Annotated in this window: 17 protein-coding genes; 11 read left to right on the top strand and 6 right to left on the bottom strand. The window is 32.3% G+C overall.

What is annotated here, in order from left to right; all coding sequences use genetic code 11:
• Positions 1–82: 82 nt before the first annotated feature.
• Positions 83–1,252: an aldo/keto reductase gene (locus Q0409_RS03115; protein WP_298534965.1), complete on the top strand. Its 1,170-nt coding sequence runs from the start codon at positions 83–85 to the stop codon at positions 1,250–1,252.
• Between the two features lie 40 nt (positions 1,253–1,292).
• On the opposite strand, the gene Q0409_RS03110 is transcribed toward Q0409_RS03115, so the two are convergent.
• The 3 genes from Q0409_RS03110 to Q0409_RS03100 are packed head-to-tail and all read right to left on the bottom strand — an operon-like array spanning position 1,293 to position 3,526.
• A complete protein-coding gene (locus Q0409_RS03110; RefSeq protein WP_298534963.1) occupies positions 1,293–2,141 on the bottom strand; it encodes a class I SAM-dependent methyltransferase in 849 nt (282 codons plus the stop codon).
• A gap of 29 nt (positions 2,142–2,170) precedes the next feature.
• Positions 2,171–2,986 (bottom strand): class I SAM-dependent methyltransferase, encoded by an 816-nt coding sequence (locus tag Q0409_RS03105; RefSeq protein ID WP_298534960.1) that lies wholly within the window; start codon positions 2,984–2,986, stop codon positions 2,171–2,173.
• 39 nt (positions 2,987–3,025) lie between these two features.
• Positions 3,026–3,526 (bottom strand): hypothetical protein, encoded by a 501-nt coding sequence (locus tag Q0409_RS03100; protein WP_298534959.1) that lies wholly within the window; start codon positions 3,524–3,526, stop codon positions 3,026–3,028.
• A 578-nt stretch (positions 3,527–4,104) separates the two neighbouring features.
• Here Q0409_RS03100 and Q0409_RS03095 point away from each other — a divergent pair.
• From Q0409_RS03095 to Q0409_RS03080, 4 genes are all read left to right on the top strand, one after another.
• Positions 4,105–4,434 (top strand): TIGR04076 family protein, encoded by a 330-nt coding sequence (locus tag Q0409_RS03095; protein ID WP_298534957.1) that lies wholly within the window; start codon positions 4,105–4,107, stop codon positions 4,432–4,434.
• A 371-nt stretch (positions 4,435–4,805) separates the two neighbouring features.
• Positions 4,806–6,476 (top strand): glutamate--tRNA ligase, encoded by a 1,671-nt coding sequence (locus tag Q0409_RS03090; RefSeq protein ID WP_298534955.1) that lies wholly within the window; start codon positions 4,806–4,808, stop codon positions 6,474–6,476.
• Between the two features lie 104 nt (positions 6,477–6,580).
• Positions 6,581–7,768 (top strand): glycosyltransferase family 2 protein, encoded by a 1,188-nt coding sequence (locus Q0409_RS03085; RefSeq protein ID WP_298534953.1) that lies wholly within the window; start codon positions 6,581–6,583, stop codon positions 7,766–7,768.
• Positions 7,769–7,837: 69 nt separating this feature from the next.
• Complete coding sequence (locus tag Q0409_RS03080) at positions 7,838–8,785, top strand: UDP-glucuronic acid decarboxylase family protein (protein ID WP_298534951.1); 948 nt, start codon at positions 7,838–7,840, stop codon at positions 8,783–8,785.
• Between the two features lie 218 nt (positions 8,786–9,003).
• Here Q0409_RS03080 and Q0409_RS03075 read toward each other — a convergent pair whose 3' ends face one another.
• On the bottom strand, positions 9,004–10,875 hold the full coding sequence (locus tag Q0409_RS03075; protein ID WP_298534949.1) for a hypothetical protein: 1,872 nt from the start codon (positions 10,873–10,875) through the stop codon (positions 9,004–9,006).
• 467 nt (positions 10,876–11,342) lie between these two features.
• Between Q0409_RS03075 and Q0409_RS03070 the strand changes: the two genes are divergently transcribed.
• The 6 genes from Q0409_RS03070 (at position 11,343) to Q0409_RS03045 (ending at position 16,576) form a co-directional block, all read left to right on the top strand.
• The gene (locus tag Q0409_RS03070) at positions 11,343–12,575 is read left to right on the top strand and encodes an LL-diaminopimelate aminotransferase (RefSeq protein WP_298534947.1); all 1,233 of its coding nucleotides are present in this window, start codon (positions 11,343–11,345) and stop codon (positions 12,573–12,575) included.
• An 80-nt stretch (positions 12,576–12,655) separates the two neighbouring features.
• Entirely contained in the window at positions 12,656–13,336 is a 681-nt protein-coding gene (locus Q0409_RS03065) for a DUF6882 domain-containing protein (RefSeq protein WP_298534945.1), read from the top strand.
• Between the two features lie 85 nt (positions 13,337–13,421).
• Positions 13,422–14,051 carry a DUF6891 domain-containing protein gene (locus Q0409_RS03060; RefSeq protein WP_298534943.1) on the top strand — a complete coding sequence of 210 codons (630 nt, stop codon included), beginning with the start codon at positions 13,422–13,424 and terminating at the stop codon, positions 14,049–14,051.
• Entirely contained in the window at positions 14,041–14,685 is a 645-nt protein-coding gene (locus Q0409_RS03055; protein WP_298534941.1) for a hypothetical protein, read from the top strand. The genes Q0409_RS03060 and Q0409_RS03055 overlap by 11 nt, the downstream gene beginning before the upstream one ends.
• A gap of 37 nt (positions 14,686–14,722) precedes the next feature.
• Positions 14,723–15,265, top strand: coding sequence for a hypothetical protein (locus tag Q0409_RS03050; protein WP_298534939.1), 543 nt, complete (start codon positions 14,723–14,725; stop codon positions 15,263–15,265).
• Positions 15,266–15,556: 291 nt separating this feature from the next.
• On the top strand, positions 15,557–16,576 hold the full coding sequence (locus Q0409_RS03045; RefSeq protein ID WP_298534936.1) for an adenylosuccinate synthetase: 1,020 nt from the start codon (positions 15,557–15,559) through the stop codon (positions 16,574–16,576).
• A 90-nt stretch (positions 16,577–16,666) separates the two neighbouring features.
• Here Q0409_RS03045 and Q0409_RS03040 read toward each other — a convergent pair whose 3' ends face one another.
• Both Q0409_RS03040 and pyk read right to left on the bottom strand, forming a co-directional pair.
• On the bottom strand, positions 16,667–18,412 hold the full coding sequence (locus Q0409_RS03040) for a cyclopropane-fatty-acyl-phospholipid synthase family protein (RefSeq protein ID WP_298534934.1): 1,746 nt from the start codon (positions 18,410–18,412) through the stop codon (positions 16,667–16,669).
• A gap of 136 nt (positions 18,413–18,548) precedes the next feature.
• The gene (gene pyk / locus Q0409_RS03035) at positions 18,549–19,958 is read right to left on the bottom strand and encodes a pyruvate kinase (RefSeq protein ID WP_298534932.1); all 1,410 of its coding nucleotides are present in this window, start codon (positions 19,956–19,958) and stop codon (positions 18,549–18,551) included.
• Positions 19,959–20,121 lie beyond the last annotated feature (163 nt).

Below are 20,121 nucleotides of genomic sequence, written 5' to 3'. Positions count from 1 at the left end.
TATATTTTTATGCTTTTTTAGCTATTTTTATATATTTCATTAAACATAATATTATATAATTAATGTTGTTTTTGGTGACATAATGTTTTATAGAAAATTAGGAAAAACTGATTTGGAAGTATCTAATTTAGGTTTTGGATGTATGCGTTTACCTCATAAGGAGCATTTTTATGAAATTGATGAGGTTGAAGCTGCAAAGATGTTCGATTATGCAATTGAGCATGGAGTGAACTATTTTGATACCGCTTATTCTTTTCATAGTAAAAACAGGAACTTAGGAGGAAATGCTGAGCCATTTTTAGGCAAGTACCTTGCTGAAAGGGGTATTCGTGATGATGTTGTCATTCAAACCAAATTGCCAGGATGGCTAGTGAATAAAAGGGAAGATATGGATAAGTTCCTTGATTTGCAACTTGAAAGATTGCAGACTGATTATATTGACATTTACATGTTGCATTCCCTTAAGATTGACTTCTGGAATAAGTTATATGGTATGGATGTATTGGAATTCTTAGATTCAATCCTCGAAGATGGAAGAGCCAAATATGTAGGTTTCTCATTCCACGATGATTTGGATGTTTTCTTTAATATTATGGATTCCTACGACAAGTGGGATGTTATATTGACTCAAGTGAACTATCTTGATGAGGATTATAAGAGCGGTCTTGGCGGTTTGGAGTTTGTCGGAATGGCAGGACTTGGAAATGTTATTATGGAACCTCTTAGAGGAGGAAGCCTAATCAATAATATTCCTGATGAGGTTCAAGCACTTTGGGATACCGCTGATAAGAAAAGGACTCCTGTTGAATGGGCATTTGAGTATTTATGGGATAAGCCTCTTGTAACTTCCGTTTTCAGTGGTATGAGCAATATGGACCAAGTAAAGCAGAATGTTGCTATTGCAGAAAGCTGTGATGTAAATTCAATGAGCGAACATGACAGGCAAATCCTTAAGGATGTTACTCAAGTCTATAAGTCAAGGGAAGAGATCCCGTGTACTGGTTGCAGATATTGTATGCCTTGCCATAATAGGGTGGACATTCCACATTGTTTCAAGCAGTATAATATTGCAAAAAGTCTAGATTATATTGATAAGACAGCAGCCCCTTATTTCTGGTTAGTTAATAAGGATGAACGTGCAGATAGTTGTACTTTCTGTGGTGAGTGCAATATCCAATGTCCGCAAGGAATCGATATCCCTGCAGAAATGGAAAAGGTGTTTGATTTCTTCCATGATGAAGAATATATTTAAATTACTTTTTCATTTTATTTTTTCTTATTTTTTAATTTTATTACTTTTTATTTTTCTTATTATAATTATCTTCTTTTTTCCACCAAATTAACACTAAATCTGTTTTGTCTTTAGGATTAACCCAGTTTCCTCTCTCATTTTTAATGAATATTTCTTTAAAGTAATTTTCTAAAGCAATTCTGTTTTCTTCTTCCAAGTCTCCAAGTCGCCATATGGATCGGTTTATTGCTTCATCTATGCTGTGGTACTCTTTAAGGTTTTTACATTCCAATTGAAAAACATTTGCTTCAATTCCAAGACTTCTTAAAAGCATAACTAAAACCATATAGTCTGTTCCCGCTTTAAATGGTTTTCCAACTATTTCTGCTTTCTCCTTTTTGTATTTGTGGGTTGAAGATCCAAAAACGGTTATATAAACATATTTATTTGCAATTTCATTTAGAGTTAATAATGTATTTTTTATATTAGCTATTCCATTTAAGCATCTGGAAGCAAGTACAATATCATAATTGCCTAATTCATCATAACTTAAATCATTAATGTCCTTTTGAAAGGTTTTGATATTCTTTATATTTTCATCTTTGGCCTTTTTGTTTAGTTCTTCAAGCATCAATTCTGATTTATCGATTCCAGTAACTGATTTTGCTTTTTTAGCTATTTTTCTGGTAATTGTACCTTCACCGCAACCTATATCAAGAACGGTATCATTAGAAGATATTCTCATTTCATTGAGCAAAACATCAGGATAATCATCATTTTTAAGCCATTTGCCATATTCGCTAGCTATCTTATCCCAATCTTTCTCTTTTTTAAATCCTTTTTTGAGGGATTTCTGCCAAATGTATTCCCAATCGAGTTCTAAAGGATTTATTTCATCTTCTAATCTCATGATACACCTAGATTATAAATTTATTAAGATTATTTCCTCCACCAGTACAATACCCAATCTGCCTTATCGTTTGGATTTGAAAGCTTTCCATTTTCATTCTCTTCAAGAATGTCTTCAAGGTATGTGTGTAACTGTTCCTTCTCCTCATCATTTAAGAAATCCAATCTCCATTTACCATTATCCATTGCATCCTCAATGCTTTCATATTCCCTTTCATGGCCTATGTTCAGGCTTTCTACATTTGGATAAATTCCCATATCTACAAGTATGTTGAAAAAGTATCTATGAGATGGAAACTCAACATATTCCTTATTGATGGTATCATAAAATTCCTTTTCAATTTTCCAGTTGTTTGGTCCAAAAAGGGTTATGTAAACATAATTTTCAGCGATTTCATTAATATTTGCAATGGTTTCCTTTATATTTAGAATTCCATTCAATGATCTTGAAGCTACAACAATATCATGTTTTCCCACATTATCAATTGTTATTTTACTTAAATCCTCTTCAATTGTTTTAATATTGTCTATATTCTCTTTTTGAGCTTTTCCATTTAATATTTCAAGCATTTTATATGCAGAATCAACTCCAGTGACACTTTTTGCTCTTTTTGCAAGGGGAATTGTTATAGTTCCGTCACCGCAACCTAAATCAAGAATAGTTTGCTCTTTGTTTACATTAATCCTTTCAATCAATCTGGTGTGATAGTCGTCTCTTTTGGCAGACTTTCCAAAATTCGGTGCTGCCTTATTCCAATCTTTACTTCTATCCTTTTTTGCTTCAAGCTTCTTTGCCCAGAAGTAAGCCCAATCTATTTCTTCAGGATCATTGATTTGATAAGTCATGTTATCACAAAAGACTCCATTTAAATGAGTATTGATTATTTAGTCCTTGTTTTCAGCTTTCATTTGCTTTTGAACTTCATAAACGTCAGAGACCGCTAATGTTCTCTTAAAGTCAAAACGGAAGTTTTCAATGATGGAGCCTAACTCTCTCATTGTTGATTCGAACTTTTCAGTCTTTACAGGAATATCACATAAGCTGTCAATGCTTTGTCCAAGCTCATCAATGTATTTTGGAAATGTCTCATTAGCATGATTGAAGAATACGTCATATTCCTCTGGATTTTCGACATTGTCATTTCTTATGTTTTCTTTTATCTTTTCATAGAAGTCATTGTAGTAGGAATAGCTTTCTCTAAATGAATCAAGCAATTCAGCAATTCTCTCAGACATCTTATCCACACAATTCTCTTTAGTTTCTTGGGTAGCATCTGTTGCAAGAAGTGGCATATTTGCTCTAAAGAGCAATCCTACATCACTTAAATTTTTATTTAAACCATTAATGGCCTTTTCAAAAGAATCTATATCTAATCTTCCATCCATTTTAAATTCCACCTATTATATTTTAGTATTTGTAAATTATTTTCTTGTTCATAGAGAATTTTCATTTCATTTTCAAGATATACAATAGATAATTTTTAACATGTTTTCCTTTATATATTGTTGATTTTTATCATTGAATGTCTGTCTTGAAAAAATTGATCTATCTCTTCATCATATAATTTTATTAATTGCCTAATATTTATAATTAGTTTATTTTTTTACAGTTCTTTATAAAGAAAATTCATTATTTGACAAAAATTTTCATATATTAGAGAGAGGTGTATTTCTACTGTAAAATTTTTGAAATTTTGTTTGTAAAAACATTATTTCGATTTCGAAATTTCGAAATTGAAAAATCACCATTTTTTACATAGTTTCATATAGTAAATTTTTCAAAAAATTTTTCCTTCATTTTAATTAAAAAGATGATTGATTAAATCATATTTAATTATCAATACTTATAAAATTATTAATTGCTTTTTCATTTATATTAATTCATATCAAAAATCTTATTTATTTAGTGCAACTTATCTATACATTCATTAATTATAATTACTAAAAACAACTAATTTATAATTATGAAGAAAGTTAAGATTACAATTTTAAAGACTACCTTTCAAGATGATCTTGCTAAGGAATATGGTGTTGAAGGCTTATCCATCTGTCCCTTAATGAAAGAGGGCGAGGTCTATTATGCTGATTATGCAAAACCTGAAGGATTTTGTGATGAAGCATGGAAGGCGATTTATCAATATGTATTTGCATTAGCGCATGGTGCAAGTGAAATATGGTATTATGAGGACTGGATTAAAACTCCAGGAGTAGCTATTGTATCCTGCAATGATGGACTAAGGCCAGTTATAATGAAGCTTGAAGCTACAGACATCGAATCCAATTTAGAAAATTGATTTAATCAGATATATTTAGGTATAACTAAATAATTTTTCCTTATTTCTCTAAAGGGGCATTTATATCAAATAATTTAAATATCAAAATGCTTAAAAATTATATTGTCTGATAAATATCGTTGCTAAACCTATTTATTAGATTTGCCTATCTAATATGTTTGTAATTTTATTACATTCATATTAGATTTATACCTATTTTTCAATTTTCATTAAATTATTTATCTAGATTTAAGACTATTTTTAATTATATTTATATAAGTTTAGTTTCATAAATTATAACATAATTTTAATTAAAATTATTAATTTAATTTATAGTTGAACATTATTTAATTCAAACACTTTTTTTAAAATTTATTTATTTTGTGATATTTATGGATGAATTAGAAGAAATTGTATTTAAACATGCATTATTGAATGCAGCTAAACATAAGGGAAGTGCGAATCCTGGAGCTGTTATGGGTTCCATTATGAGCAGTGAACCTGAACTCAGGCCAAGGGCTAAGGAAATTGGACCTTTATCTGGAAAGATTGTGGCTCAAGTGAATGCACTTTCACCAGAGGAACAGAAAGCTAAAATGGAAGAGTTGGGAGTTGCTGTTGAAGAGAAAAAGCAAAAGAAAGAGGAAGGTCTTCCAAAGCTTCCAGGTAAAAACAAGGATGTTGTAATGCGTTTTGCTCCAAACCCAAGTGGTCCATTGCATATTGGACATGCAAGGGCAGCTATTCCTAATGGGGAATATGTAAAGAAATGTGGCGGAAAGTTCATATTGAGAATTGAGGATACCGATCCAAAACGTATTTACGAACCTGCTTATGAATTGATTCAAGAGGATTTGAAATGGTTAGGTATCGAGCCTGATGAAGTCTACTACCAAAGTGACCGTTTTGAAATCTATTACCAATACGCTGAAGAGCTTATCAAGCGTGGTGCAGCATATATGTGTACCTGTGATGGTGGAGAGTTCAAAAAGCTTAAGGACAATTGCCAAGCTTGCCCATGCAGAGACAATACTGTGGAAGAGAATATGGAACTTTGGAAAAAGTTCCCTGAAATGGAAGCAGGTGAGGCTGTTCTTAGAGTTAAAACTGATATAAATCATAAGAATCCAGCTATTCGTGATTGGGTAGCAATGAGAATTGTAGAAGAGGAACACCCAAGAATGGGCACCAAATACAGAGTATATCCTATGATGAACTTCTCAGTGTCTGTAGATGACCATTTGCTTGGAATGACTCATGTATTAAGAGGTAAGGACCACCTTGCAAACAGTGAAAAGCAAAAGTATCTTTACCAACATATGGGTTGGGAAATTCCTGAGTTTATCCATTACGGAAGATTAAAAATGGAAGACATTGCACTAAGTACCTCTAAAGCTATGGCTGGAATTGAAGATGGCACTTACAGCGGTTGGGATGATCCAAGACTTGGAACATTGAAAGCAATTGCAAGAAGAGGAATCCAACCTGAAACCATCACTCAATTGATGGTTGAAATAGGTATCAAAATGTCTGACTCTGCAATCAGCTGGAAAAAGATCTATGGATTGAACAGGAATATCATTGAGCAAAAGGTAAACAGGTATTTCTTTGTTCCAAATCCTGTAAAAATAGATATTGCTGATGTACCTGAAGAGGATTTAGGATTAACTATTGAAAGGCCATTGCACCCTGACTTTGAGGAAAGGGGAAACAGAACCCTTGTATTCAACAGTGAAGTCTATATCCCTGAAGCTGATTTGACTGATGGGATCAGCCGTTTAATGGATGCGGTAAATGTTGAAATCAAGGATGGAAATGCATCATTCCACAGCAAATCCTTTGAAGATGCAAGAGAAGCAAAAGCAAGAATCATCCAATGGGTTCCAACTGATGCTATCAAGGCTAAGGTTGTAATGGATGACGCATCTGTTACTGAAGGTCTTTGTGAAATCGACTGCAATGACTTGAAAGTCGGCGACATTGTCCAATTTGAAAGATTCGGATTTGCAAGACTTGATGAGATAAAAGATGATGAATTAATCTTTTATTATGCACATAAATAATTAATTTTGTTTAATTATTTATCCTTTAATTTTTTATTTTTTTATTTTTTTAATTCTTTAGTTTTATTTAAGATTCATATTATTTTGAACTGTTTGGTGTATTTATGGTAGAAATATCTGTTATTATTCCTGCATACAATGCTATTGATTATCTGGATGAGGCTCTTGATTCCATAATCAATCAAAGCTTTGAGGATTTGGAGATTATCTGTGTTGATGATGGATCAACTGACACTACATTGGAGCGATTGGAATACTATGCTTCAAAGGATAGCCGTGTTCAAGTCTACACACAGGAAAATCAAGGTCCCGGTGGAGCTACAAATACCGGCCTTAGCAAAGCAAAAGGGAAATATGTTTATTTTATGGATGCTGACGATATTCTTGACTTAAATGCACTTGAAGAGCTTTATAACATTATGGAAGAAAAGGAATTGGATTTTGTAATCTTTAAAGCAATCAATTATGATCAGGATACTGATAAATATTTTGAAGATTCCTATTTTACAATGCCTAGATTGCATGAAGTAGTAGGGGATGATGTTTTTGACTGGAGAGATATCGGAAATACAATTTTTGATATATGTGTCACTCCATGGTCCAAGCTTTACAGTCATGATTTGATTAAGAAAAGCGGTGCACAATTTCCTTTGGAATTGATTTATCATGACAATATCTTCTTTTGGGAGATAATGTTCAATTCCAGCAGAATTTATTTCTATGATAAAATCCTTTATACAAGAAGGGTTCATTCAAGTTCTTTAGTTCATTCCCATAATGAGAAAAGTGTTCATACAATCAAAACAAATAACCTAATTTTCAAAACATTCATGGATTATGGCCATTTTGAAGATTTTAAGGAATTCTTATACAATAGAAAGGTTAGGCTCATCAACACCCGTTATAATTTGATTATGGTTGAGTTCAAGGAATTTTTCTTCACAGAAATGAAAAAGGATTTTGAAAAGATCATTGGCCATGAAAAATACTATGATTTTTATTCTTCATTATATGCAAAAAACAAGAGCTTATTCAATAATGTTATTGAATCCAATAATCATTTTGAGTATGATTTAAGAAATGAGCTTTATGACTTGAAAACAAATAATGAGAATCCGAATAAGGAATTGAAATCATTAAAGAAAAAGAATAGGAAGCTAAATAAGGACAATAAGAAATTAAAGAAAGAGATTAAGAAGTTAAATGACTTTAATAAAAGTTTATTGTCCTCTAAAAGTTGGAAATTAACAAAACCATTAAGGGCATTCATGAATTTCCTTAGAAAATTATAATTTTTTTTTTTTTTTTTATTCTATGCAATATATTTAATATTTGAAACATAATATTTAATGGGTAAAACTATGAAAACAATTTTGGTCTGTGGTGGAGCGGGATTTATAGGTTCAAACCTTTGTTCCTACTTGCTCAATAAAGGAGAAAAGGTTATCTGTGTAGATAATTTCTCTACAGGTAACATGGATAATGTAAAGGATTTTGATTCCCCCTCATTTAGCATTATAAAGCATGACATCACAGAGCCTTTGGAGATTGATGAAAGCATTGATGAAATATATAACCTGGCATCAATTGCAAGCCCTCCCCACTATCTTAATAGGCCTATTGATACATTGAAGACAAATGTTATAGGTGCTTTGAACTTGCTTGAGCTTGCTTTTGAAAATGATGCTAAAATCCTTCAGACAAGTACTAGTGAAGTATATGGGGACCCATTGGAACATCCTCAAAAGGAATCTTATAGAGGCAATGTAAATCCTATTGGGGTTAGAGCTTGTTATGATGAAGGAAAAAGAGCAGCCGAAACACTATTTTTTGATTTTAACAGAATTTATTCAACTAAAATTAAGGTTGTAAGGATTTTCAATACTTACGGTCCTAACATGGATCCATATGACGGTAGGGTTGTTTCCAATTTCATCATACAATCCTTAAAGGGAGAAGACATCACTGTTTATGGTGATGGAAGTCAAACAAGAAGCTTCTGCTATATCGATGACATGATTGAAGGACTCTATAGGATGATGAATTCAAGAGAAGACTTTTTAGGACCGGTTAATCTTGGAAACCCTGAAGAGTTCACTATTCTTGATTTGGCTCAAAAGGTCATTCAAAAGACCAATTCCGAATCTGAGATTATATTTTGCCCATTGCCAAGTGATGATCCAAGCAAAAGAAAACCGGATATCTCTTTAGCAAAAAAAGAGTTGGATTGGGAACCTAATGTAAAATTAGATGAAGGATTGGATAAAACTATAGAATATTATTCTAATTTGCTTAATATCAACAAGTAAAAAAAGGTAAAGTAAAAAGCAAAATAAGACATTAAGTAAAAATAAACGCTTTTTTAAAAAAATAAAAGAAGGAAATAAATTTATTTAAGATTAATTCGGCTTTTTTTTAGTTAAATAAATTTATTCTTTTTAAATAAAAATTATAAAATTTAATTTTAGTTTTTAAAATAATAAATTAAAATAGTTAAAATAGAATTAAAGCTATTTAAACTATTTAATTATTTTAAAATCTTTTTAACTGTATTGGATTTGACCCAAATCTTTTTAGATCTGTATCTTATTCCAATGTAGCCTGGCTTGAGTCTTAAGATTTGGCTTGAATAGCTTTCGCCATTAATGTCAAAGATAACAATTTGACCTACTTTTAGTTCAAATAAGGTACCATTGATGTACACTTCTTCAACATCGGTTTTAGCCTTATGCATCATCAATCTTTTTTGACCTTCTTCTACAGGCTCTTCAGCAGGAGCAGCTCTTCTTGTACGTTTGGATTTAGCTTTAGCTTCAGATCTTTTGCGGAGATCTTCTTCGCTAATGCCTTTTGATCCTAAAATCTTTTTAGTGTTTTCTGCTCTACGTACTTTCTCTTTCTCCTTAGCTTCTATCTTTTTATAGTCCTCTTTAGTGTAGACATTTGCATCTTTTTCAGATGTTTCATCAGTTACATCTTCGAAGGAATCAGATAATTCCTCATCATCAGTCTTATTGTAGGATTCCTTATTGATTTCCTTATAGATCTTGTCTACATCTTCGTTAGGTTGAGTTTTTGCTAAGTCTCTTTCCTCTTCATGGATAGGAGTTATTGTAATTGTATCTCCAATGTATTCAATTCCATCTCCTAAGTCTTGAGCATAATCATCAGGAACGATATCAACTTTAGTTTCCACTACAGTTGGTTGTTGTGGAGCATTTGCTTTTCTGAAGTTTCTGATGGATTTGATTGCACTGTTAATCAATTCATTTCCTGTAGAGAGTTTTTCTTCATTTCCTGAATTGATTGTAACAAAGTCATTTTCAGGACTTTCATCAACTTCAACTGGCTCTTCCTTATTTAAGAGGATATGTAAATCATCATGATAGGAATCTTCTGCAGTTTGGGAAGTTTCTTCAGCTTTAGGAGCTTCGCTTACTTCAGTTTTGACTTCTTCCACTTTAGCTTCGGTTTCTGCTTTTGATTCTTCCTTAGCTTCAGATGCTTGTTTGATCTTTTCAATAGTGGTTCCGATATCTGGAGTTTCAGCTTCCTCTTCCTCTTTAGCCATTTTTTCTTTAACCGCTTCAATGTCTTCAGATGAAATGTCTGCTAATTTCTCTTCAACATCCTCTTTAGCTTTTTCAATCTTTTTGATTAAATCAGCAGTGTCTGCTTCAGCTTTTTGAACGATTTCATCTTTTGCTTCTGCTTCAGCTTCAACAGCCTCTTCTGCTTGAGCTTCCTCTTCAATTTTTGCAGATTCCTTAATTTCTTCAATGGTTTCAGCAGGTTTTACAGACTTAACTACTTTTACAGTGCCTTCACCTTCTTCAACGACTAACTTATTAGTTTCGCCAGAGATGAATTCCTTTTGCTTTTCAGTCATTGGCACTTGACGAGCTTCAGGCTGTTTTTCTCCTTGTCTTGCACTGTTAATGGTTGCAGTATGTTCTGGTTTAATAGGTTCCTGGAAAGATTTAACCTCTTCTTCCTTCTCCATTTGGGTCTTTACTCTTTCAGGGGTTCTAGGGACCTTTTTAGGAACAGGTTGGGCTCTTCTAACTTTTCTAGCTTGTTTTTGAGGAGCTTCATCCATAGCTTTTGCCCTTTGTCTCAATAAAGCAGTTGTTCCACCTACATCTCCATTTTCAACATCATCAATAGTGTTTGCATATAATTGAGCTTCACTTAAGTTAGCACGGTTCCTTCTTTGTGCTTTTCTGGTTCTTGCACGTTTTTCATTGTCATAGTCCGCTTTTGTGCTATTGATGAATTCTGCTAATCTTTCTTCCTCGTTGTCTTTTTCCTTATCCTTATAGTATATCTTAACAATTATTATGGAAATGATTCCAATAAGTGCTATAAGAATAAGCAGTATTGCTGTTATTTCCTTCATTTTTTCACCGAATTAATCTTATTTTAATATATTGATTTGCCCTATGATCTAAGCATGAAATGGGATAGGGCAATATGTAATCATAATATAGGATAATGCATGTTTCTCATGACATATTGATAAAACAATATGGGTAAGTCATACATTATCTTATAGTATTATATGTATATCTTTTTTATTTTATTTATACATTAGTTTTATATTTTTTTTAAGAGGCATAACTTTTTAAAAATTTGTATGATTTTTCCAAGTTTTTCCCTTTTTAATACACAATTTTAAATAATATATTTAATAAATAATTAAGTGTTAAATAGTTAGAAATCTAGTTAGAAATTATTAATTAAGTTAATTTTAGAGATTTTAGTTATTCGAAGTGGGATTATATTAATTGTAATTTTGGTGTTTTAGATTTTTATTAACTAATGATTTTAATTATTTAAATTTTTAAATTAGTCTGAGGTAAAAACATGGTTAAAATTAATGAAAACTATCTTTTATTGCAAAATAGTTATCTTTTTGTTGAAGTAAATAGACGTGCAGCTAAATACATGGAAGAAAATCCAGATAAAAACGTTATTAAAATGGGTATTGGAGATGTTACAAAACCTTTAGTCCCAACTGTAATCAAGGCTTTCAAAGATGCTGTTGATGAAATGGCAGATGGTGACACCTTTATGGGTTACGGTCCAGAACAAGGTTATGACTTTTTAGCTGAAGCTATCATTAAAAATGACTTTAATAAATGGGGAGTGGACTTAGACCTTGATGAAGTGTTCATTTCCGACGGTGCAAAATGTGATACAGGTAACATTCAGGAAATATTCGCATTGGATAATGTGATTGCAGTTACTGACCCTGTTTATCCAGTATATGTTGACACCAATGTTATGGCAGGAAGGTCAGGCAACATTAAAGATGATGGAATGTATGAGAATATCATTTACCTTCCTTGCACAGAAGAAAATGACTTCGTTCCGGAACTTCCTTCAGAACCAGTGGATTTAATCTATCTCTGTTTCCCAAACAACCCAACCGGAACCACTTTAACAAAAGACCAATTGGCTAAATTTGTAGAGTACGCTAAGGAAAATGATGCTCTTATCCTATTCGATGCAGCATATGAAGTTTTCATCACCGAAGATGATGTGCCTCATACAATCTATGAAATCGATGGTGCAAAGGAAGTTGCTATTGAATTCAGAAGTTTTTCAAAAACTGCAGGATTCACTGGTACACGTTGTGCTTACACAGTTGTTCCTAAGGATATCAAGATTAAGGATGCTGAAGGCATTGAGCAATCAGTAAATGCATTATGGAACAGAAGACAAACCACTAAGTTCAATGGTGTTTCCTATCCTGTCCAAAAGGCTGCAGAAGCAGTTTACACTGAAGAAGGACAAAAGGAAATCATGGCAAACATTGAATATTACTTGGAAAATGCTAAAATCATTCGTGAAAGCTTATCCGATATTGGATTGAATGTTTATGGTGGAGTGAACTCCCCTTACATTTGGGTAAAGACTCCAAACGACATGGAATCCTGGGACTTCTTTGATTTGCTCTTGGAAGAGGCTAATATTGTAGGCACTCCTGGTTCCGGATTCGGTCCAAGCGGTGAAGGTTACTTAAGATTAACTGCATTCAACACTTTAGAAAACACTAAGGAAGCTATGAGTAGAATCTCTAAATTATCCTTCTAGATTTTCTAATCTTTGATAATTTGAGTTATATTCTTCTCATTTCTATTTTATTTTATATTTATTATTTTATTGGTGAAAAAATGGAAGTTAATTCTTTATTAATTGAAGAAAATGATGATTTACAGGATTTATTCTCTAAATATGGTGCTTTGGCATTAGAAAAGCAGGAAATATTATCAGACATTGTTGGAGATGCTGAACCTGAATTGGATATTGAAAAGGGAATTGTCAAATTTGGCGAAAAGGAATTTCCTATTCAATTGATTGGATTCTTGGACCCTGATGAGGATACATGGTCATGGGCATGGGATAATAAGGATATAGGTTTTCCAGAAGACTTTATTGAAGAGGCAAAGGCTATAAAGGAATTTGGCCAAGAACAGAATGTTCCCCAATTTTCTGAAAATGTATTCTCAGCAAACTTGACTGAAGCTCATATATTGAATATGACAGTATCTTCCCTCTTTAGCAATGATGCATATTGTGCTGTTAATTATGGAGGCTTTGTTTTCTTTGTAACCATTGAGTCTGATGAGATAGAGATCACTGATGATATTGACGTATTTGCAAATGTCATTAATGATTTCCATCGTAAATTTGAAGTAAATCATTTAAAGGCTTTGAGAGGTTATTCTGAAATTAAAGGTTATGAATACAAGTACAGAGATGAGTTTTGTATTGTTAAGGTTGGAGATGACAGGATAGTTGTCACTTTGACTGAAAGAAAAAACATTTATACCATTAAAATCATTAGGGCTTAATGATTCCTATTTTTTTATTTTTTATTTTTCTACTTTTTTTATAATTTGCTTATATTTATCTAATTAAAGTCTAATGGGTGTTATTATGGATAAGGAACTGATTGATGAGATCAATTATGAAATTCAGCTATTGATTAAAATTGGATTTTATAGTGATGATGAGATTTTAGAGATAATTGATGATGAGTTTATTGAAGAGGATATTTCTAAAGATCTTATTTCAAATCTTCTTTTGGAAAATAAGGAAAATCTAGAGGAATTGAAAGAGGATTCAGATGATTTTATCAAATTAAGCAAGGCCTTTGATGATTTGACAAGGGAAAAGATCATTTCCATTCATAATGCCGGTTATGACATTGAAGAGGGGATTCAGGATTCATTTGAACTGTTTACACATTTGAAAAACAATAAGTATGAACCTATAGGATTTTGTTTCTATACCTTTGAAGACATTGAAATTGCAATTGAGGAGAATGCATTGAATATTGCATTTGGTGATTTTGAATATGATGAAAAGAAAGGTTTGGAAATAGCTAAAAAGATTGTTAAAACCTTGAAAGACTATGGTTTTGAAATCAATTGGGCTGAATCCGTAGATGAAATAATTGAAATAGAAAATTTCAATTGGAAAAAGAAATATGATGGAAAGGATTATTCAATGGATGGAGCCCTTGAAGACTTTATTAGATTAAACAGTGAAGAAAATGAACAATAGATCCAAAGATATTATTGAAGATGCCATTTCACAGGGAAAATGGGTTTGGCTTGAAATAGATGACAATTCAAATTCACTTTATCTTGAATTTGAGAATCTCAAATTATCCTCAAGGCCTATTTTAGACAATTCATATAGGGGAGAATTAGCCATTCGATTTGGTCAAAACATTTATTTGGCATTGTTCTTTAATGAAAAGGAAAATCTTGATTTCTTAAGATTTGATGATGATTATCTGAATCAATTGTTGAATTCCAATGAATATCTCTATTTAAGATATCCCTATTTCTATCAGGAATTTTCAAAAAAAGTCAAGGGATTCAAATTCCAGAATCATGATTATTTAACCGAAATTGAAGCAAAATACAAGTTTAAAAAGGTTTTTGCAGATAAAAGAAATGAGAATGAGAATAATGATTTCATATTGTCCTTTGAATGTGAGGAAATAGCTATTGCTGTAGGTGGAGACTTCATCAATTTCTTTAATGATTTTGAAGCATTGGATGATGATGAGATTAAAAGGGTTTCAAATACTTGGATGATGTATTATTTGGATTACTGGAACAAGAAAGGAACTGATAAGGAGTATGATGAAGATCCTCTTTGCGAAGAGTTTCCTCTAAAGGAAGTATGATTTTGATTCTCTCTAAAGTAAGCGTTTTGGTGTATTTATGGAACAATTGAAAAAAGGTTATAACTATTTGGAAGACAACAGCCATTTCTTTGGAGAAGTGCCTAATAAGCGTGCAGTAGAGATTGCTGACTATAAATTCTTCTGGGATGCCACTGATGAACTTTCTCCTTTTGGATGTGAAGAGGCGTATATTGCATTTTGTGAAATATCAAACTGGTTGGCTGAAAATCCAAAAACTCCAATAATCGAATGTTTCATATGGATTTTAGAGTCTTGGGATTTGGAATTGGAAGACTTTAACGATGACATCATTGAAAGTGAAAATATATTGAAAATCATCCAGGATATGGATTTTTATGAGGAATTGATGAGTCTTGATTATACAATAATTGCCACTGGTTTTGGGCAATTGATTCTTCAGGGAAAGATTGATGAGGATGTAAAGAACATTATTCAGTTATCCATTTTGCGGCAAATGAATTCACATGTCTTGGATGCCTTTTTAGCAAGCAATGAGCAATTCAAATACGAGAGATACCTCTATCTTCAAAAGCTATTGGAAATATTGGAAGATGCTTAAAAATCTTCACTTTTCCTATTGGATTCCACTATTTTTCTATATTTTTGTATAATTATTTCAAGCTATTTTTTATAAATTTTCATGTCATGATAATATTTATTAATGTTAAAAAATAAAATATATATGGTTATTGAACTATATTTAACAACTTACTATACTTAAAATTGTACTTAAGATTATACTAAAAAACTAATTAAAATTATAATATTTAAACAATTATTTAAACTATGCTTAAGACTATATAAAAACTATCAAAACTAACTAAAAATAATTTTAAAAAGGAGATTTTAAATGACTTGTAGTATACTAGTTGGTGGAGCTTGGGGAGATGAAGGTAAAGGAAAATGCATTACCTATCTCTGTGATAATGATAAGCCAAGCATTATTGCCCGTGCAGGTGTTGGACCAAATGCAGGGCATTCTGTTGAATTCAATGGAGAAAAATATGGTTTAAGATTAACTCCATCTGGTTTTGTTCATAAAGACGCTAAACTCATGATCGGTGCAGGAGTTTTAGTAAACCCAGATGTTTTATTTAAGGAATTCGAAGACTTGAAGAAATACAATGTAAAGGAAAGAATGGTTGTAGACCCAAGATGTGCTATAATCACTGAAGAGCACATGTCAAGAGATAAAAATTCCGAACATTTGGCTAAAAAGATTGGAAGTACAGGATCTGGTTGCGGACCAGCTAATTCAGACCGTGTAATGAGGTCAGTTGGCCTTGCAAAAGATGTTCCTGAACTTGAAGATTACCTTGCTGATGTCTCTCTCGCATGCAATGAAGCTATTGATAATGGGGAAGACGTATTCATTGAAGGTTCCCAAGGATTTGCACTTTCACTTTATTACGGTTCATATCCATTTGTAACCAGCAAAGACACCACTGCATCAACTTTTGCAGCAGATGTGGGTGTAGGGCCAACTAAAGTGGATGAGGTCATCAATGTATTCAAATCCTACATTTCCCGTGTTGGAGAAGGTCCTTTCCCAACAGAAATGACTCAAGAGGAAGCTGAAAGCAAAGGTCTTGAAGAGTATGGTGTTGTAACTGGAAGACGTAGAAGAATCGGTTACTTCGATATGGAACTTGCTAAGGAATCCTGTAGAATAAATGGAGCTACCCAAATAGCTCTAACCTGTGTTGATAAGTTATTTGACTGTGCTCGTGTACAGGATTATGGTGAATTGTCTGCAGAAACCAAGGCTTTCATTTCAGAAATAGAACAAGAGACTGGAGTTCCAGTAACAATCATTTCAACTGGACCAGACTTAAAGGACACTATTGACTTAAGAAAAGAGTTATTATAATTCCAAACTTTTAAAAAAAAGTTTGATAAAACTTTTTCTTTTCTCTTTTTCTCTATTTTTATATTTTTTATATTTTTACATTTTTATTATCTATTTTTTAAAAATTGATTTAAACTTTCTTAATGGCTTTGTTATTTTCCATGAATTTGAATTTAATAAGCTTTTTAATTCTTTATCTTTCTTATTAATCATTTTATTTTTCTTTATTATCTCCTTATTCTTCAATTCAATTTCCTTTTGAAGCAAATCTATTTTTTCCACATCTTCTAAAGGCATTATTTCAGATCTTGTTAATGGTGGACGATTCAATATGTATCCTAGGAAATTGAGTTCCCATCTCTTGAATAATTTCAGATTTTCAGTATCTAAATTGAAATGCTCAAATATCTCTTCAAAGCTTGTGAATTCCCTAAATGATTTGCTGCTGTAAAAATGATAACTGAATGTCCTATAGAATATATATTCCAAAGGAATAGGGAAATCATAAATCCATTCGTAATCAATAACGGTGAATTTTCCATCAATTATAAACATGTTGCCTAATATCACATCAAGATATGATTTTTCATGGCAATGGAATTTAATGTCAGATTTCTCTTTGAAGACTTTTAGGAACTCTTTAGTGCCATATTCGTCGCTTTCAAAGGAATTATAAAACAAGGCATCATATACATCTTCTATCAATTCAAAGAATTTCACCTTATCGTTTTTAGCAATAAAGTCAAGAATCATGTATTCACAGGATTTTTGATTTATGAAATCATAATACAAGGAATCATCTATAAGTTCAGCATCCAAGCATTTGATTTTCCCTATATCGTATTTGCTTCCTTCAACCATTCTTTTTATGTGATCATTTGCTTTTGCTGAAATAGGTGTTTTTGATACTTTTCCATCAGACCAAATGATTGTATAAATGTTAAATTCCTCTTTTCGTTGTGCACCTATTTTTATTAAATCCATATTATCGGTTGGATAATCATTATCTGATTTCCTGATTTCAACGAGGAATGAATTGGCAAAATATTGGGATAGATTATCTTCTGATAATGCCAAATTGAGATTGTTTTCATCAAAAAGGATATATCTTTTCCTTGAAAACTCAATCGCTCCTGTAAATGGAATTTCATTTATCAATTTGTCAGTATTGACAAGTTCAGGGAATTCATGATCTGGATATGGGTAAAAGAACTTGTAATTGGGAAAACCTGCATTTGTTATGATGTTTTCAAGCTCATTTTTTGTAAATGTTTGAACGGAATCTTCATTTTCATATCCATTGATTCCACTGAACAAGCGATTTGTATGTTCCTCTTCATATCCTGCAAAGTATTTCAATCCTATACGATTGCTTATAGCAAGCAAGATGACTCCATCTTCCTTTAAAAATCCTTTAAGATAGTTTAGATAGTCCACATAAGGGTTTTCAGACTCAACAAAGGATTTTGCATATTCAAAGATATTGCATAAAACGATATAATCGAATTTTTCATCCAACTCAATATCATCAAAGTCAGAAAGCAAAACAGTTGCATCTTCAGCTCTTTTGGAAATGAGATTGCATTTGGACTGGCTATCTTCCACAGCAACAACATGATCAAGCTTTTTTGTGAATAATGAGGTTAATTGGCCATATCCTGCTCCTATTTCCAGTAAGCTTCCCTCTTTTTTAAATGGATACCATTGAAAGAGGTTGTGTCTTATTGGAGAAAGGAAATAGTGATATGGGTAAGAATTGTTTTCTCTAATGGCTTCAATATAATCTTGGCCTTCGCAAACAATATCATATATCTCTTCTTCTAAAACATCATTTTCATACAATCTTGGATAGTTCATATTAAAACCTTTGCAGTAATATTTACATTTATTTTAATTAAAAAAAGATTAAATTAAACACACTAATTTCAATACTATTTATCATTGAACTGATTAATAAGTTTTTAAATCTTGATTTTGATATAGGTTTCCATTTTTAGAAATCTATTTCTGCTATTCTTATGGAATTGGTTTTTTCACTTTCTCCTAATGGGAATCCTCCAGTAATCACTATTAAATCCCCTTTATTTAAATTGAATTCCTCTTTAGCTATTTTCTTAAGGTTTCTTGCCATTTCTGAGGTGTTGCTGAATATGTCTGTTATCACAGCCTTAACTCCAAAGTTCAAAACCACTTTCTCTGCAATATGCTTAGATGGGCAGCAAGCTAATATAATGGGGTTTGGCCTGAAATTACTGATCTTACGTGCAGTGTAACCGGTCATGGTAGGTGTAACTATCAATTTAATGTCTAAATATTCAACTGCCTCTATAACCAATTTGGCAATTGTATCGCTAACTTCTATTGTTCCCTTATATGCAGTATGCTTTGTATAATCGATAGTTGATTCAACATATTTGCAGATTCTGCTCATTATTTCAACGGATTCCACAGGATGCTTTCCGACAGTGGTTTCTCCAGATAGCATGACGCAATCGGTTCCGTCCAATATTGCATTAGCCACGTCTGAAACTTCAGCTCTTGTAGGCCTTGGGCTTTCATACATTGAAGCAAGCATTTCAGTAGCAACGATAGCGAATTTGCCCTTTTCACGGCATTTTTTAATGATTCCCTTTTGAAGCATTGGCAATTTCTCCAGTGAAACTTCCACTCCCAAGTCTCCACGAGCCACCATGATTCCATCAGAGGCTTCAATGATCTCATCTATATTTTCAATTCCCTTGTTGCTTTCAATTTTTGAAATGATTAGAGCATCTCCACTTGATTCTTCAATTATTTCACGTGCTGCAATAACATCCTCTTTTGAAGTTACAAAGGATAAAGCCAAATAGTCACAGGAATGCTTTGCTGCAAAGGAGATATCCCTTTCATCAGCTTCGCTAATGAAATCCAATTTCAAGTCAACTCCAGGAACATTAACTGTCTTATGGTTTTTAATGTCTCCGTCTCCTAAAGCTTCCAAAACAACATGGTCCTCTTGCTTTTCTATGACTTCCAATTCAAGAAGAGCATTGTCTATAAGCACCTTGTTTCCAACTTCTATCAGGTCGATTGCTTCACTATGATTGACTCCGAATTCTTCTTTATTTCCGAGTATGCATGTTTTGCTCATCCTAATGGGATCTCCCTTTTGTAGAGTCACTCCTTCAGATTCAAATTCCAATGTTCTGAATTCCGGCCCTTTGGTGTCATACATAATGGCAATAGGCCGATTGCATATCTTGCGAACTTCCCTGATAACTTCTATTGTTTTCAATATGCTCTCTTCTGTAGCGTGACTAAGGTTAATGCGTGCACAATCCATGCCGTTATTAACCATTTCAGTCATTGTTTCAACAGAATCAGATGCTGGACCAATGCTTGCTATAATCTTTGTCTTTTTCAAATTAGCATCTCCAAAAAGTAATCATTTATATGGATATTATGTTTGAAGATATTATAAATTTGTTGTTTTTTCTTTTAAGAGAAATAAGATTAAGAGAAACAATATTGACAAAATAATAAAAAATCATAAAAAATAGTAAAAATTGTAATAAACAATAAAATTT

The organism is uncultured Methanobrevibacter sp., from assembly GCF_937898925.1.
In the GTDB taxonomy this organism is placed as follows: Archaea; Methanobacteriota; Methanobacteria; order Methanobacteriales; family Methanobacteriaceae; genus Methanobrevibacter.
Note: the sequence above shows the minus strand (reverse complement) of the source record. Positions and strands in the feature narration are given on the sequence as shown.